At 57.9% G+C, this 15365-nt stretch carries 12 protein-coding genes; 7 read left to right on the forward strand and 5 right to left on the reverse strand.

The genetic code is table 11. The features are described 5' to 3' along the window. Positions 1-66 precede the first annotated feature (66 nt). Positions 67-915: a deoxyribonuclease IV gene (nfo, locus tag HMPREF9720_RS02935; RefSeq protein ID WP_009596701.1), complete on the reverse strand. Its 849-nt coding sequence runs from the start codon at positions 913-915 to the stop codon at positions 67-69. A 95-nt stretch (positions 916-1010) separates the two neighbouring features. On the opposite strand from nfo, the gene HMPREF9720_RS02940 reads away from it, so the two are divergent. The 3 genes from HMPREF9720_RS02940 to HMPREF9720_RS02950 are packed head-to-tail and all read left to right on the forward strand — an operon-like array spanning position 1011 to position 4153. Continuing rightward, the gene (locus HMPREF9720_RS02940) at positions 1011-2255 is read left to right on the forward strand and encodes a DUF3078 domain-containing protein (RefSeq protein WP_009596698.1); all 1245 of its coding nucleotides are present in this window, start codon (positions 1011-1013) and stop codon (positions 2253-2255) included. 43 nt (positions 2256-2298) lie between these two features. Then, a complete protein-coding gene (locus HMPREF9720_RS02945; protein ID WP_009596708.1) occupies positions 2299-3936 on the forward strand; it encodes a S41 family peptidase in 1638 nt (545 codons plus the stop codon). Then, the gene (locus HMPREF9720_RS02950; RefSeq protein ID WP_009596710.1) at positions 3929-4153 is read left to right on the forward strand and encodes a hypothetical protein; all 225 of its coding nucleotides are present in this window, start codon (positions 3929-3931) and stop codon (positions 4151-4153) included. The genes HMPREF9720_RS02945 and HMPREF9720_RS02950 overlap by 8 nt, the downstream gene beginning before the upstream one ends. 607 nt (positions 4154-4760) lie before the next feature. Here HMPREF9720_RS02950 and deoC read toward each other — a convergent pair. From deoC to rpsO, 4 genes are all read right to left on the reverse strand, one after another. Beyond that, positions 4761-5639 carry a deoxyribose-phosphate aldolase gene (deoC, locus tag HMPREF9720_RS02960; RefSeq protein WP_009596711.1) on the reverse strand — a complete coding sequence of 293 codons (879 nt, stop codon included), beginning with the start codon at positions 5637-5639 and terminating at the stop codon, positions 4761-4763. Between the two features lie 138 nt (positions 5640-5777). Continuing rightward, the gene (locus HMPREF9720_RS02965) at positions 5778-7499 is read right to left on the reverse strand and encodes a hypothetical protein (RefSeq protein WP_009596714.1); all 1722 of its coding nucleotides are present in this window, start codon (positions 7497-7499) and stop codon (positions 5778-5780) included. A gap of 221 nt (positions 7500-7720) precedes the next feature. Continuing rightward, the gene (gene pnp, locus HMPREF9720_RS02970; RefSeq protein ID WP_009596707.1) at positions 7721-9955 is read right to left on the reverse strand and encodes a polyribonucleotide nucleotidyltransferase; all 2235 of its coding nucleotides are present in this window, start codon (positions 9953-9955) and stop codon (positions 7721-7723) included. 94 nt (positions 9956-10049) lie between these two features. Continuing rightward, positions 10050-10322 carry a 30S ribosomal protein S15 gene (gene rpsO, locus HMPREF9720_RS02975; protein ID WP_009596713.1) on the reverse strand — a complete coding sequence of 91 codons (273 nt, stop codon included), beginning with the start codon at positions 10320-10322 and terminating at the stop codon, positions 10050-10052. 394 nt (positions 10323-10716) lie between these two features. Between rpsO and HMPREF9720_RS02980 the strand changes: the two genes are divergently transcribed. From HMPREF9720_RS02980 to HMPREF9720_RS02995, 4 genes are all read left to right on the forward strand, one after another. Then, positions 10717-11727, forward strand: a complete 1011-nt coding sequence (locus HMPREF9720_RS02980) for an FAD:protein FMN transferase (RefSeq protein ID WP_009596702.1) — start codon at positions 10717-10719, stop codon at positions 11725-11727. 8 nt (positions 11728-11735) lie between these two features. Continuing rightward, positions 11736-12602, forward strand: coding sequence for a diacylglycerol/lipid kinase family protein (locus HMPREF9720_RS02985; protein ID WP_009596694.1), 867 nt, complete (start codon positions 11736-11738; stop codon positions 12600-12602). A gap of 137 nt (positions 12603-12739) precedes the next feature. Then, a complete protein-coding gene (locus HMPREF9720_RS02990) occupies positions 12740-13663 on the forward strand; it encodes an AraC family transcriptional regulator (protein ID WP_009596709.1) in 924 nt (307 codons plus the stop codon). A gap of 167 nt (positions 13664-13830) precedes the next feature. Next, positions 13831-15291: a site-specific integrase gene (locus HMPREF9720_RS02995; protein ID WP_009596705.1), complete on the forward strand. Its 1461-nt coding sequence runs from the start codon at positions 13831-13833 to the stop codon at positions 15289-15291. Positions 15292-15365: the final 74 nt, after the last annotated feature.

A 15365-nucleotide genomic window follows, 5' to 3' on the forward strand; every position in this document is an offset into this window, starting at 1 on the left:
TTCCGGCCCTCTTTTTCATTTTCGGGTGCAAAGCTGTTTCCGGCGCGATACCCGCTCCGCCGGGCGTTATTTTTCTTCGGCGAACGCCTTGAGCATGGCGATCTCCTCCGGCCAGCGCTCTTCGTCGGGCGTTTCGAGGATCAGCGGAATGCCGTCGAAACGCGCGTCCTGCATGATGTAGCGGAAACACTCCATGCCGATCATGCCTTCGCCCAGCGGCGTATGACGGTCCACACGGCTGCCCAATATCTTCATGGCGTCGTTCAGGTGCATGCCTTTCAGGTATTCGAACCCCACGATGCTGTCCAGCTCCGCGAACGTCCTCTCGCACGCCTCGGCCGTACGCAGGTCGTAACCTGCGGCGAAAGCGTGGCAGGTGTCGATGCAGACGCCCACGCGCGACTTGTCCTCCACGCGGTCGATCAGGTAGGCCAGCTGTTCGAAGGCGAAGCCCAGATTGGAACCCTGCCCCGCCGTATTTTCGATTACGGCCGTCACGCCGTGCGTCTTGTCCAGCGCGATGTTGATCGACTCGGCGATCCGGTCGAGCGACTCTTCGGGCGCAATCTTCTGCAGGTGGCTTCCGGGGTGGAAGTTCAGACGGTCCAGTCCCAGCTGCTCGCAGCGCTGCATCTCGTCGAGAAACGCCGCGCGCGACTTTTCCAGCCCGTCGCGCTCAGGATGTCCGAGGTTGATCAGGTACGAATCGTGGGGCAGTATTTGGGCCGGGAGATAGCCGTACAAGTCGCAGACTTTGCGGAAAGAGTCGATCTGCGCCGCCGTCAGCGGCGCGGCGACCCACTGCCGCTGGTTTTTGGTGAAAAGCGCGAAGGCCGTGGCCCCTATCTTGTGCGCATTGGCGGGGGCGTTCTCCACACCTCCCGAAGCGCTTACGTGTGCTCCGATATATTTCATGTGAGTATCTTTATATTAACTTAAGACAAAGTTAAGGTTTTTGTAAATAATTTCATAAATTTGCAGTGTAATTTTCCAGATATAAATACTTCACTATGAAACCTTTTTATCTCATATTGACGCTTATTCCGGCTCTTCTGATCGGCCGCACCGTCTCTGCCCAGATTTCCGTCGACGAAGTCGATGCCGGGGAGGAGAGCGTGACTTTTCAGGACAAACTGAAATCCATACCCGTAGATGTCGATTATTTCAGCCGCGCCCGTTACAAGGCCGAGCGCGCCGCGATCCGCAAGGAGCGCAACTACCTCGAATTCAACAGCGGGGTGCAGGGCGCGCTTACCTCGTACAACGACCCTTGGATCTCGGTGTCGGGCGGTGACAACTCCATCGCGCTTACGGCGGTGATCGGCCTGCGCCATGTTTTCACCAAGAATCTTTTCACCATCGAAACCAAGTTCAGTGCCAAGCTGGGCTATAACCGGATGAAGGTGGAGACGCAGCGTCTCGATGCCGACGGCAATCCGATGGTCGACGACAGCGGCAACAAGATTATGGACAGCGAGGGCGTCTGGTTCAAGAATCAGGACGAATTCGTGGTCTCGGTCGCCCCGTCGTTCAAGATGTCCGAAAACTGGTCCTACGGTTCGATCCTGAACTTCCGCAGCCAGTTCGTCAACGGCTATAAATCGCGCACGGAGCAGAAAAAGGAGCACCTCAAGAGCAAGTTCATGACTCCGGGTTACCTCGACATTTCGCTCGGTATCACCTACAAAAGTCCCAAACCTAAATTCCCGATCGTGATCAACCTCTCGCCGATCGCGCTGAACGCCACCTTTGCCGAAAACGACTGGATCCGCAGACGGCAGGTGGAAGAAAGAGTAGACAGCGAAGGCAAAAAGACAGAGACTGAGATAAAGCCGGCATACAACTACGGTATCGAAGATCCCGACAAGACGTCGAAATACGAAGGCGGCTCCTCGATCCAGATCGACTTCGACCGCACGTTCGGCAAAACGGGATTCCTGCGCTACCGCACGACGCTCTACTCCTTCTACGGCTGGATCACCGATATCGGCCAGAAGAACAAGATCAGCGACTATACGAAGTTCCGCCATGCCTACGAAGAATGGGACAAGACAGCCAATAAAGACATCAAGGACAAGCCCCGGCTGCCGATCCATCCGATCGCACGCTGGGAAAATACGCTCGACATCAAGGCAACAAAATACCTCTCCACGACGTTAAGTTTCCAGCTCTATTACAACCGGGCGCAGAACGTCGATGTGCAGACCCGTACGCTGCTGAGCGTCGGACTGACCTATACCTTTAAGAACAAGTAATTTACAGCCCGACGGCGGCGTGCCGTGCGTCGGGTGACCGACAATGTACAAAAATTCGAAATACACCATCCTCTTCCCGCTGCTGCTGGCAGCGGGCGTCGTATTGGGCCTGTTGCTGGGACAGTACATGGGCCGCAACAGCACCACTTCGCAGATCAAAGGCATGCTCCGGCAGATGGCCCTGCCGACCAACAAACTGACTTACACGCTCTCGCTGATCGAGAACCAGTATGTCGATTCGGTGGCGATGGATTCGCTGGCCGAACATGTCATACCGCTGCTGGTCAAGGAGCTGGATCCGCATTCGGTCTACATTCCGGCTGCCGAGATGCAGCAGCTGAACGAACCGCTGGAGGGCGAGTTCGACGGCATCGGCGTGGTCTTCAACATGGCCACCGACACGGTGATCGTGCTGAACGTCATCCCGCAGGGACCGAGCGACAAGGCCGGAATCAAGGCCGGCGACCGCATCATCGAGATCAACGACACGCTCGTGGCGGGACAGAAGATTCCGCAGCGCGACGTGGTGAAGAAACTGCGCGGTCCGCGCGGCACGACAGTGCACCTCGGACTCGGACGGCAGGGAATCGGCGAGCTGGTCGGCGTCGATGTCGTACGCGACAAGATTCCGATCAAGAGCATCGAATCGGCATTCCGCATCGCCGACGGCATCGGTTACATCAAACTGGGGCAGTTCGCCCGCACCACCTCCGCGGAGATGGAGCAGGCGCTGGCTTCGCTGCGGGCGGAAGGCGTCACCAAACTGATCTTCGACCTCAGGGGCAATTCGGGCGGCTATCTCGATCAGGCGATTCTGGTCGCCAACGAATTCCTGCACAAGGAGCAGCTGATCGTCTATACTGAGGACCGCCATCACCAGCAACAGCGCGAATATGCCGACGGCACCGGTTCGGCGCAGGACATGGACGTCGTTGTGCTGATCGACGAGGGGAGCGCCTCTTCGAGCGAAATCCTCGCGGGAGCCTTGCAGGACAACGACCGTGGTACGATTGTTGGACGTCGTTCGTTCGGAAAGGGACTCGTACAGCGTCAGATACCTTACAGCGACGGATCGGCCCTGCGGCTTACGACGGCACGTTATTACACGCCCACGGGCCGCTCGATCCAGAAGCCCTATACGATCGGCGACGACGAAAGCTACGAGGAGGACATTTGGAACCGCTACCGGAACAACGAGTTTTTCTCGGCCGACAGCATCCACTTCGCCGACTCGCTCAAACGGACGACGCCCGGCGGCAAGGTGGTTTACGGCGGCGGCGGCATCATGCCCGACGTCTTCGTGCCGGCCGACACGACCGACGTGACGAAATACTTCGTCGAGGTGGCGGGGCGCAACATCCTCTACCGCTACACGATCGAGTATGCCGACCGTCACCGCGAGGCGCTCAACGCCGTGAAGACGATTCCCGAACTGCAGGCCCTGCTCGACGGCGACCGGGGACTGGTCGAAGACTTCATCCGCTATGCGGCGCGTCAGGGAGTAGCTCCGAATTACCGCGACATCGCCCGTTCGCGCAAACTGATCGAAGCCCAGCTCAGGGCCTACATCGGCCGCAATACGGCACTGGAGGACAACGGATTTTACGCCAACATCTATCCCGTGGACAACGTGATAGTACGCGCGGTCGGGATATTAAACGAGACACGAGAAAATGATTAAAAAGCTTATCGGTATTATTGTAGCAACGGCCGTGATCGTCATCATCGTCATTGCGGCTATCCGGCGCGACAATTTCCAGTCGATGGTACTGCGCGACGAAATCGAGGACCAGACTTATCCGGAACCGGTCGCGTCACAACAGCCTGCGACGCCAGTCCCCGTTGAAACGGAGACGACGGATTCCATATCCGTCGAAGTGATCGATTCGCTTCGGTAAGCCGGAAGCTTTGTCGGACGCGGCCCGGAAACGGGTGTCCTGCAGATCGAAAAACGGACGGCGGCTCTTTGGGCCGCCGTCCGTTTGCATGAATCCGCCACCGTTCGCACGAATCTTTCTCCTTATCGTGCAGTATTCGAAGCTTTTCTGCGTTTAATATACAGAATCAGACAAGTCCCGGTTTGTACGCAGCCTCCGTACTATCCTCCGTTTGCATTAGAAGTTCCGGCTGCGACTGCAGCCGGGATTTTTCATTTCCGAAGAGCCGCCGCTCCTTCCTGCCGCTTTCCGGTTGTTTTTCCGTCGCCCTCCGGGTGTTTCCCCCCCCCGCTTTCTGGTTATCATTCCGGCTCCTTCTGGTCGCCTTCCCGCCGCCGTCCCGTTGCAGCCTTTCTTAACTTATGCCGACGATTCAGGGACGCGGATATTGTAAGGCCGCGGCCTTTTTCCGGCAATCCGGTTGCCCGGCAAAACAGGTTGCCCGGCAGACCGTTTGGTTTTCCGGCAGAGTGTTCCGGACAACCGGTTTCTCGGCCGGCCGGCGCCCCAACGAAAAGCAGCAGTCCGAATCCGGACTGCTGCATACCTCGATAGCCCTTGCGGGCGATCAGTAATACTTGATCTCCCTGCCTTCGATAGCCGAAAGGAGGTTGTTCGCGGCAGAGGAGGCGCCGATGCGGAACATATCCGTATTGAGCCATTCCGGCCCGAGAATCTCCTCGACGATCGTATAGTAGAGGGCGCCGTCCTCGGCCGTGCGGACGCCTCCTGCGGCCTTGAATCCCACCTTGCGGCCCGTCTTCTGGTAGTAGTCGCGGATCGCCTGACACATGACCACGGCCGCTTCGGGCGTTGCGGCTACGTCGATCTTTCCGGTCGAGGTCTTTACGAAATCGGCTCCTGCGAACATCGAAAGCAGCGATGCCTTGCGGATCAGATCGGGTGTTTTGAGCGCCCCCGATTCGATGATGACCTTCAGCACGACGTCGGCGTCCATCTCCGAGCGGATCACCTCGACCTCATTTGCCGCCTCGTCGTATTCTCCCGTAAGCATGCGGCCCACATTGAGTACGATATCCACCTCGTCGGCGCCGTTCTCGATGGCCATCGCCACTTCGAGCGCCTTTACTTCGAGGAAGGTCTGCGCCGCGGGAAATCCGCCGCCGACGCTCGTGATCTTCATCGGAGTGCCGTCCACGGCCAACCCGACGGTCTCGACGAATGCCGGATAGATGCAGATCGAGGCCACGTTGGGAATATGCGGGAATTTCTGGTAGAATTCGGCCGTCTTGCGGGCGAACTCGGTCACCGAGGTCACCGAGTCGTTGCACGACAGGGTCGTGATGTCGATGGCCGAGTAACACATTTTATATACTTCCGCATTATGATTGCGCTTCGCGGCTTCGCGGATGCGGGCGACCTCTTCGGCCACCTGCGCTTCGCTCCATGCCGGAGCGTATTCATTCAGATGATTGGCGTACTCCATAATGTATCCCTGTTTTTTACAAAATTAGGAAAAATAATTCACACCCGCTATCTTCGGCCTGCAAATATTTTCCCGGTATCCTGCAAAAAAAGGGCCTGAACCGATGGTCCAGACCCTTTTCTCTTAATCTGACGGCGATTATTTGTTCAGCGCCTTCAGGTTGATGTCGTTGGCAGCCTTCTGAGCCAGTTTCGGGTTCTTCGAAACGGCGCTCTTCAGCTGAGCCTCAGCGGTCTTCAGGTCGCCCTCTTTAGCGGCGATCACTGCGCGCAGGTAGTCTGCGTCAGCCGAGTTGTCCTTGGCGATAGCCTTCTTGGCAGCCGACAGGTCGTTGTTCATAACCTGAGCAACAGCCTCGTTGTAACCGTCGAGGTTCTTGGCGGCACTCTTGTAGTCACCCTCGGCAGCAGCGATAGCGGCCTTGGCCTGAGCGTCGGCAGCCTGAGCGTACTTCTTGGCCTCGGCAGTGTTGCCGTTAGCCAGATTGGCGAGGATGAGGTTCTTGTTGATCTCGCTCGACGAGTCGGTCTTGGCGGCCTTCTCGAACGACTTCAGCGCAGCGGCTTTGTCACCGGCCTTGGCCTGAGCGATACCGAGGTTGTTGTATACGCGGGCGTCGTTGAACTTCTTCGAAGCGACGGTCAGGATGGCAACCTGCTCCTCGGCGCCGTTGGCCAGCGCCTCGGCAGCGTAGAGGTACTCCTCGACGGTCAGGTCCTGACCGTTCTTGAAGGCAGCCATGATCTCTGCGTCGGTCTTGCCCTGAATGTCAGTGCTGTTGACGATCTGCGAACGGCGCAGTTCGGGAAGAATCTCCTCTTTCAGTTCGTTGAATACCGACGACATGTTCTTGATCTCGCTCTCACGCTCTGCGGACGAGTTGTAGAGGCTCAGCACCTGCAGAATGAGGTTCTTGTCCTTGATGTCCGACTTCTCGACCAGCTCCTTGAAGCCGTCCCAGTCCTCGCCGTAAGCTGCGGCGTCGACATCCAGACCCGAATCCTTCAGCAGTTTGGCAACGACCTTCTTACCCGATTCGCTGCGGGCTTTCGACAGCTTGTCGTTGAACTTCACGGGACCGTCGGGCGAAGCATAGCCCTTCACGGCGATGTTCTGCGTTGCGCGGTCGTTCTGCAGTTTGGCGTCTACGTCGGCCTTGAAGGCGTCGAGATTGGCTTTCTTCTCGTTCTTCTTGGTTACGACCGAAGAGTTGATCGCATAGAGCAGATCGGTCTTGTCAACTACGGTGTGCACCTTCTTGTAGTTGTTGGCCATCGGAGCCATCAGGTCCGAATATTTGAGGTCCTTCTGCAGGGTGTTCAGACCGTAAGCGACGGTCAGGCCGAATTCCTTGGCCAGAGCGGCCTTGGCAGCCTCGTCGTTGCCGGCCAGCACGGCAGCCTGTTCCTTGGTCGGGATGGCGCCGGTGTTCAGGTTCACGAGCGTGAACTCCTTGCACTTGCCGCCCGGACACTTGATCTCGGCGCGGAGCTGCAGAGCGCACTTGTCCATGCGGGGATCGTACGGGAACTCTACGTGCTGCGTATAGCTGCCGCCGTTCTTCTTGTCTACTACGGTGTAGTTCTCGTCCACTTTCGAACCTTGGAGGTATTTGGCTGCGCCTGCAACCTCGCCGCCCTCGAATACGATCACGGGAGTTACCTTGATAACGGCTTTCGCATTGAAGTATTTGACCGGGAACGTAACGTTGATGTCCGCGGCTACGATACCGTTGTTCAGCGTCAGAATTTCGGGAGTGACGGTCAGGTTGATGTCGTCCCGGTTCTTAGCCATCTTCTTGAAGCAATTACAACTCGAGAATGCCAGTGCGGCAGCAACGAGTACAACGCTCAATTTCATTAGATTTTTCATAATCGTAAAATTAATGTGTTTATTTAAATGTTTGCCTTTTTCCTGTTTCTTTCGCGGAAGTTCCGATTCGCAAGACGCCGTTTGGGCGTCCGGATTTCGGAATTCAACCCGCTGAACAACGCAAATATAGAAAACTCTTGGTAAATGTGCAATATTTCGGACGTTATTTCGATACTTTTTCGTCCGAAATAAGCACATTGACAGTCTGTTTACTCCTCTTTGCGTCCGGGACGGTCGCGGCGCTCGCGGCGTTCGCCGCGGTCGGGGCGGTCTTCGCGGGGACGGCGCTCGCGCTCCACATAGCCTTCGGGCTTGGGCAGCAGCACCTTGCGCGACAATTTGAACTTGTTGGTCTTGGGGTCGATGCCGATCAGCTTCACGTCGATCTCGTCGCCCTCTTTCAGGCCGGTCTCCTCCATGGTTTCGAAACGCTTGTAGTCGATCTCCGAAATATGGAGCAGGGCGTCCTTGCCGGGCATGATCTCGACGAATGCGCCGAAGGTGACGATCGAACGGATCTTGCCGTGGTAGGTCTCGCCGACCTCCGGAATCGCAACGATGGCCTTGATGCGGTTCAGCGCGCCGTCGAGCGCGGCCTTGTCCTGTCCGAAGATGTCCACGATGCCCTTGTTGTCCACCTCCGTGATGGTGATGGTCGTGCCCGTAGTCTTCTGGATGTCCTGAATCACCTTGCCGCCGGGGCCGATCACGGCGCCGATCATGTCCTGCGGAATGGTGATCTGAACGATGCGCGGCACGAAAGGCTTGTAGTCGGCGCGCGGTTCGGCGATGCACTCGGTGAGTTTGCCGAGGATGTGCAGGCGTCCCTTGCGGGCCTGCTCCAGCGCGGCGGCCAGCACTTCGTACGAAAGGCCGTCCACCTTGATGTCCATCTGGGTGGCGGTGATGCCGTCCTTGGTGCCCGTCACCTTGAAGTCCATGTCTCCGAGGTGGTCCTCATCGCCCAGAATGTCCGACAGTACGGCCCATTTGCCGCTCTGGGAGTCGGAAATCAGACCCATGGCGATACCCGACACGGGTTTTTTGAGCTTCACGCCGGCGTCCATCAGGGCCAGCGTACCGGCGCAGACGGTAGCCATCGACGACGAACCGTTCGATTCGAGGATGTCCGAAACGACGCGCACGGCGTAGGGGTTCTCCTCGCCCAGCGGAACCATCGGCTTCAGGGCGCGCCATGCCAGATGGCCGTGGCCGATCTCGCGGCGGCTCAGGCCGCGTGCGGCCTTGGCCTCGCCCGTCGAGAAGGGCGGGAAGTTATAGTGGAGCACGAACTGCTCGGTGCCCTGCACCAGCACTTCGTCCTTCTGCTTTTCGTCGAGTTTCGTGCCGAGCGTAACGCTGGTCAGCGACTGCGTTTCGCCGCGGGTGAAGATCGCCGAACCGTGGGCGGCGGGCAGGTAGTCCACCTCGCACCAGATCGGACGGATCTCGTCGGTCTTGCGGCCGTCGAGACGCAGGCCCTCGTCGAGGATCATGTTGCGCATGGCCTTCTTCTGCACGTCGTCGTGGAAGTATTTGTGGATCAGCATGGCTTTCTCGGCCAGCTCCTCCTCCGAATAGCGCGCGGCGAATTCGGCTTCGAGGGCGTTGAACATATCCTCGCGCTCGTGCTTCATCGTACCGCTGGTGGCGATGGCGTAGGCCTTGTCGTAAAGCTCCTTGACGATGAGCTGGCGCAGCTCCTCGTCGTTCTCCTCGTGGCAGTAGGTGCGTTTCACGTCCTTGCCCAGCTCTTTCGAAAGCTCGATCTGTACGGCGCAGTGCTTCTTGATCTCCTCGTGTGCGAACTTGATGGCTCCGAGCATCACCTCTTCCGAAACCTCCTTCATCTCGCCTTCGACCATCAGGATGTTGTCGATCGTACCGCCGACCATGATGTCGAGGTCCACGCGGTCCATCTCCGAGAATTTGGGGTTGATGACGTACTCTCCGTCGAGACGTGCGACGCGGACCTCCGAGATGGGGCCTCCGAACGGAATGTCCGAAACGGCCAGTGCGGCCGAAGCGGCCAGACCGGCCAGCGCGTCGGGCTGAATATCCTTGTCGGCCGAAATGAGGTTCACCGTCACGTAAACTTCGGCGTGGTAATCCGCGGGGAACAGGGGACGCAGGGCGCGGTCGATCAGACGGGCGACGAGAATCTCACTGTCGTTGGCGCGGCCTTCGCGCTTCATGAAGCCGCCGGGATAGCGTCCGCACGAAGCGTACTTCTCTTTGTACTCCACTTGGAGCGGCATGAAATCGGTGTCGGGTTTTGCGTCCTTGGCGGCTACTACCGTGGCCAAGAGCATCGTATCGCCCTGCTTGACCACCACCGAGCCGTCGGCCTGCTTGGCCAGTTTGCCCGTTTCGATCTCGATCTGGCGTCCGTCGGCCAGCGTAATGATCTTGCGGACTGCATTGTACAGCTTTTTGTCTTCCATAAAAAAAATTAACCTATAGTGTTTTTCGAATCGTTGTCTTTACGAAAATGAAGGCAACCCCTTCCGGGAATTGCCCTCATTTCTTCCTCGCGGATTACTTGCGGAGGTTGAGCGTCTTGACGATGGCGCGGTAGCGCTCGATGTCGACCTCCTTCAGGTACTCCAGCAACGCGCGGCGCTTGCCGACCAGACGCAGCAGCGAACGCTGCGTGCCGAAGTCGTGCTTGTTGCTTTTGAGGTGTTCTGTAAGGTGGCTGATACGGTACGAAAACAGTGCGATCTGGCTCTCAGGAGAACCCGTGTCGGTGTTAGACTTGCCGTACTGGCCGAAAAGCTCTTGCTTTTTCTCAGCTGTTAAATAAGCCATTTTTTTGAAATTTATTCAGTTCCACTCTACGACGCATTCCCCTTACCGTGAATAACGCCAGAGCGTCCGGCAAAGTTACGAATTAATTGGAAATTAAGTATTAAAAATCAAAAAATTATTGTCTTCGGACCGAAAAACGTAAAAAATCGTTCGTAGATGCTATTCTCCGGGTGCCGGGAGAGGCTCGCACGGAGCCGTGGCGTCGCTGTTTTCCAGTCGTTTACAAAGCCGGATCCGATCCCGGAAACATTCGTCCGGCGCTCAGGCCGGTGTGGCAAACGCATCGGCCGCAACGGCCGTTACGCTTGCGCCGCACGCCGCGGAGCAATCTTTTCGGCGGAAATTTCCCGAATCTCCCGGAAAATGCTATTTTTGCGGCTGACAAGAGAACATTATGGCAAAAAAGCTGATTCGGAAAGTCTGGATTGCGGTGTCCGCGGCCGCCCTCTGGGGATGCGGGGGCGCCTCCTCCTATACCGCCGTGGACGGCGTGATGCTCGGCACAACACTGCATATTACGGCCGACGTGCAGGGCGTCTCCCCGCAGGAGCTCTACGCCGCCGTGATGGAACTCGACCGCGAAGCCAAGGCGTCGATGTCGATCTTCGATCCGGGCTCGCTGCTGAGCCGGCTCAACCGCAACGAGACGGACAGCGTAGACCGCCATATCGCCTTCAACCTGCATCTGGCCGACAGTATCGGCGCCCTGAGCGGCGGCCGCTACGACGTGACGGTCAAACCGCTGGTCGAAGCGTGGGGGTTTGCCGGTAGGCAGGCCGAACGGCATCCCGACGTCGATTCGATCCTCGCATTCGTCGGCCGCGAAAAGGTCCGTGTCGAGGAGGGCCGGCTGGTGAAGGCCGATCCCCGCGTACAGCTCGACTTCAATTCGATCGCCAAAGGCTACACGGTCGATCTGCTCGCCCGGCTGGTCGAATCGTTCGGCGCCCGCAATTACATCGTCGACATCGGCGGCGAAGTCCGCTGCAAAGGGGTCAACCGGCAGGGCGGGCCGTGGCGCATCGGCATCGAAACCCCGTTCGACGGCAACATGTCCGACGGAGAATACGTGCAGAAACGCATCCGCCTGACCGACGGCGGTCTGGCCACTTCGGGCAACTACCGCCGCTTCTATCTCGATGCCGACGGCAACAAGGTGGCCCACACCATCGACCCGCGTACGGGGCGCAGCGCCGTGTCGCGTCTGCTCTCCGTGACCGTCGCCGCGCCGACCTGCGCCGAAGCCGACGCGCTGGGAACCATGTTTCTGGCCATGGGGGCCGACGATGCGCTGAAGGCCGTCAGGACGATGCCGGACGTGAAGGCCTATTTCATCCTCGCCGACGGGACCGACGGCTACGAAGAGTATATTTCACCCGCCATGGAGGCGATGATCATGCAATAACGATCCCTATGAAAAGCGCTGTTTTTCTCTACAACACCCAATCCGGGAAATGCAAAATCGAACGCTGCACCGAAGCCGTCTGCACGGTATTCCGGGCTTACGGCTACGATATCAAACCGCAGCTGATCGACTTCTGCGCCAATCCCTTCGACGGCAACGAGCAGATCGACCTGATGGTCGTTGCCGGCGGCGACGGCACGGTCAACTACGTGGTCAACGCCATGAAAAACAAGGGGCTGGACATCCCGCTCGGAGTGATTCCCGCCGGTACAGCCAACGACTTCGCGGGTGCGCTGGGCATGTCGCACCAGCCGCTCGAAGCGGCGCGGCAGATCGCCTCCGGCGCGGTGGACCGCGTGGACTGCGGATGCGTCAACGGACTCTATTTCGTCAATATCTTCAGCTTCGGCATCTTCACGACCACCTCGCAGCGCACGCCCGACCAGCGCAAGCACAAGATCGGCAAACTGGCCTATCTGATCGAGGGCGTCAAGGAGCTGCGCGCGATGCACGCCGTGCCGCTCAAAGTGGTGGCCGACGGACAGGCTTTCGACTTCAACTCGCTGATGGTGCTCGTCTTCAACGGCGAGACGGCCGGCGGATTCCGCCTCGCGCGCCGTTCGTCGATCAAGGACGGTCTGTTCGACTGCATCATGCTCGAAAAGAAGAACTTCCTCCGTTCGACGCTGGCCATGGGCCGCTATCTGCTGCGGGGCAATCCGAAGATCGTCCGCCACCTTCAGGTGCGTTCGCTCGACATCGTATCGACGGTCAACGAACCGACGGACGTCGACGGGCAGAAAGGGGCCGAATTCCCGCTGCATATCGAGTGCATCGCCGGAGGTCTCCGCATCATGTGCCCCCGCGGAGAGTAGCGCCGTTTCAGGCGTTTGAAAGGCGTTTCAAGACGGTCGTTTCCGCCGCCGCCGGCCTGCGTACTTCGCTATTTTTCCTCCGGCCTATTGCAATTTCGGACGAAAATTGTTACATTTGTCCGAAAAACCACGACGATATGGCGGATAATATCAAAGCGACACGGACGACGCGGGAAGGAGGACGTGAGAATTTGCGGAAAGTTTCGATCTCACGCATCAAAAAGGAGATGAGCGACGTCTTCTATCTGTCGGACGATCTGGTAATCACCACACTCGACGCGCAGAACAACACGACGTCCGACTACCCGGCTTCGATCGACGGTTTCTCGGCCATCATCATGATGACGGGCGAAGCCACCGTGTCGATCGACATGCAGAACTACAACGTCAAGCCCAACACCATCGTCTTTTTCAATCCAGACAGCATCATCCGCACGGTGAAATGTTCGTCGAACGCCGCGGCTTATTTTCTGGCGTTCTCCAAATCGTTCGTCAATGAGATCCAGATCGACCTCTCGACGTCGCTGCCGGTCTACATGCGCTTCGGCAAGGCTCCCGTACTGGAGGTCACGCCGCAGGACGTGGACCAGATACGCCAGCTCTTCCAGCTCATCAAAACCATGCTGCGCAGCGACAAGGAGCGTTACCGCCACGAAATCATCCGGACGCTTTTCACCACGGCGTTCTACATCATCACCGAGATCAACCAGCGCGAGCAGCCCGGCGAGATCAAACAAGGCCGCTGCGAAGTGCTCTTCGATGAATTCATGTCGCTGCTCCAACAGTACAACAAACGCGAACGCAACGTCAGCTTCTACGCCAAGCAGCTCAATATCACGCCGAAATACCTCTCGTCCGTGGTCAAGGAGGTGAGCGGCAAAACCGCCGCGCGCTGGATCGACGAATCGGTGATTCTGGAAGCCAAGGCGCTGCTCAAATACTCCGGCATGAGTATTCAGGAGATCGCCTACCACCTCAACTTTTCGACCCAGTCGTTCTTCGGCAAATACTTCAAACAGCACACCGGCACCAGCCCCTCGCGCTACAAACGCAAAGGCTGAGCCGCAGATACGGCACGAAACCCTCTCCCGGAGAGGGTTTTTTGTTGTCTCCATCCGAAAAGTACGGGGGTGCAGCCCGGTATTCGTCGATATAACATGAATTTCGAGCGGCCGTTTCTCAGCTGTTCGACGCTTATTTTGTAAACCATAGCGTAAACCGGAAAAACATGAAAATCCCCAAGGCGACCGTCACGGCGGTCCTTTACAAATCGAAGACCCTCGCCAGCGGCGAACACCCCGTCATGATAAGGGTCTGCTACAACAGCAAACGCCGATACAAAAGCACGGGACTCTCCTGTCCGGCGAAATGGTGGAACGCCGCGAAGCAGGAGGTGCGCGAACGGCATCCGCTGGCCCCGAACATGAACGCCATCATCGGTTCCGAACTGACGGCGCTGAAAAACAAAGTGCTGGATTTCGAGCGGCAGGGGGTGCCCTACTCCGTGCAGCGCATATTCGAAGCCTCGGTGCGTAAACCTCCGTCCCGGAAAACCCTGTACGACCTTTTCGAAGAGCGTATCGCTTATTTCAGGGACACCCTCCAGAAACACAACACGGCCACCGGCTACCAGACGCTGCTCCATATCGTCGAACGGTTCTCGCAGCACCGGACCGTCGAGCTGTTCGACGTGGACGGCGCATGGCTCGGCGAGTTCGAGGAGTACCTCCATGCGCATTATGCCGATACGAGCATCAAACGGTTTTTCAGCGCCCTGAAAGCGCTGATGAACTACGCCTGCCAGAACGGACTGCTGGACGCCAATCCATTCGACCGCTTCCGTCTGAGCCGCAGGCTCGACGTGCGGACCGCCAAACGGGCGCTCGAAACCGACGAATTCGACAGCCTGATCCGTTACTACCTCGATACATATTATTATAAGACCCGGAAGAGACCCGATCCCCGGACGATGAAAAGACGCTGCTGGCGCGCGCCATGCCACGGATGCCGGGGCGAGGAGCGGCAGGCGTCGTACGACGCCGAGCAGTTCGCGCTTTCGATGTTCATCTGCTCCTATATTTTTCAGGGGCTGGCGCTGGTCGATCTGGCCCGCCTGAGGTGGAAAGACCTCGTATGCGTGGAGATTCCGGACCGGGAGAAGTACGACCGGGATTGTGCGGCCTACGGCCCCCGGTATGCCGAAGCGCATAAGGAGACGGTCGCTTTTTATGAAATCAATTTCGTTCGCGCCAAAACCCTGCATCCGATCCGCATTCTGGTCGAACAGCGGGTGGCGTGGCCCTATATGAAGCCGTTCGCCCGCACGGCGAAGGGCGGCGCCGGAGACGACTTCGTTTTTCCGATCTACTTCGACGACGACCCCCAACGCCGGTTCGAACGCATAACCTATGCCAACAACGTGATAAACCAAGGGTTGCAGCGTGCGGCGAAGCGCATCGGCCTGTCGCGGAAACTCACCTTCTATTCGGCCCGTCACACCTATGCGTCACGTCTTTATCACGCCGACGTGCCGCTGCCCCTGATCGCCCAGAACATGGGGCGCAACCCGGCGGAAATCGAAACTTACCTCAAGGAGTTCGACACGGACAGAATCATCAGCGCCAACAAACGGGTCTGGCAAATTCCCGATCCAGCCCGCAAAGACCCGAAAACCGGCGCCGGCTTGTAAACCTCCATGTAAACCGAGTCGTTATGCGAGGTTGTAACATCATAAATATCAATATATAACTTAACATGTATTTT

Origin of the sequence: Alistipes sp. HGB5 (genome assembly GCF_000183485.2) — a bacterium.
GTDB classification, from domain to species: Bacteria; Bacteroidota; Bacteroidia; order Bacteroidales; family Rikenellaceae; genus Alistipes; species Alistipes finegoldii.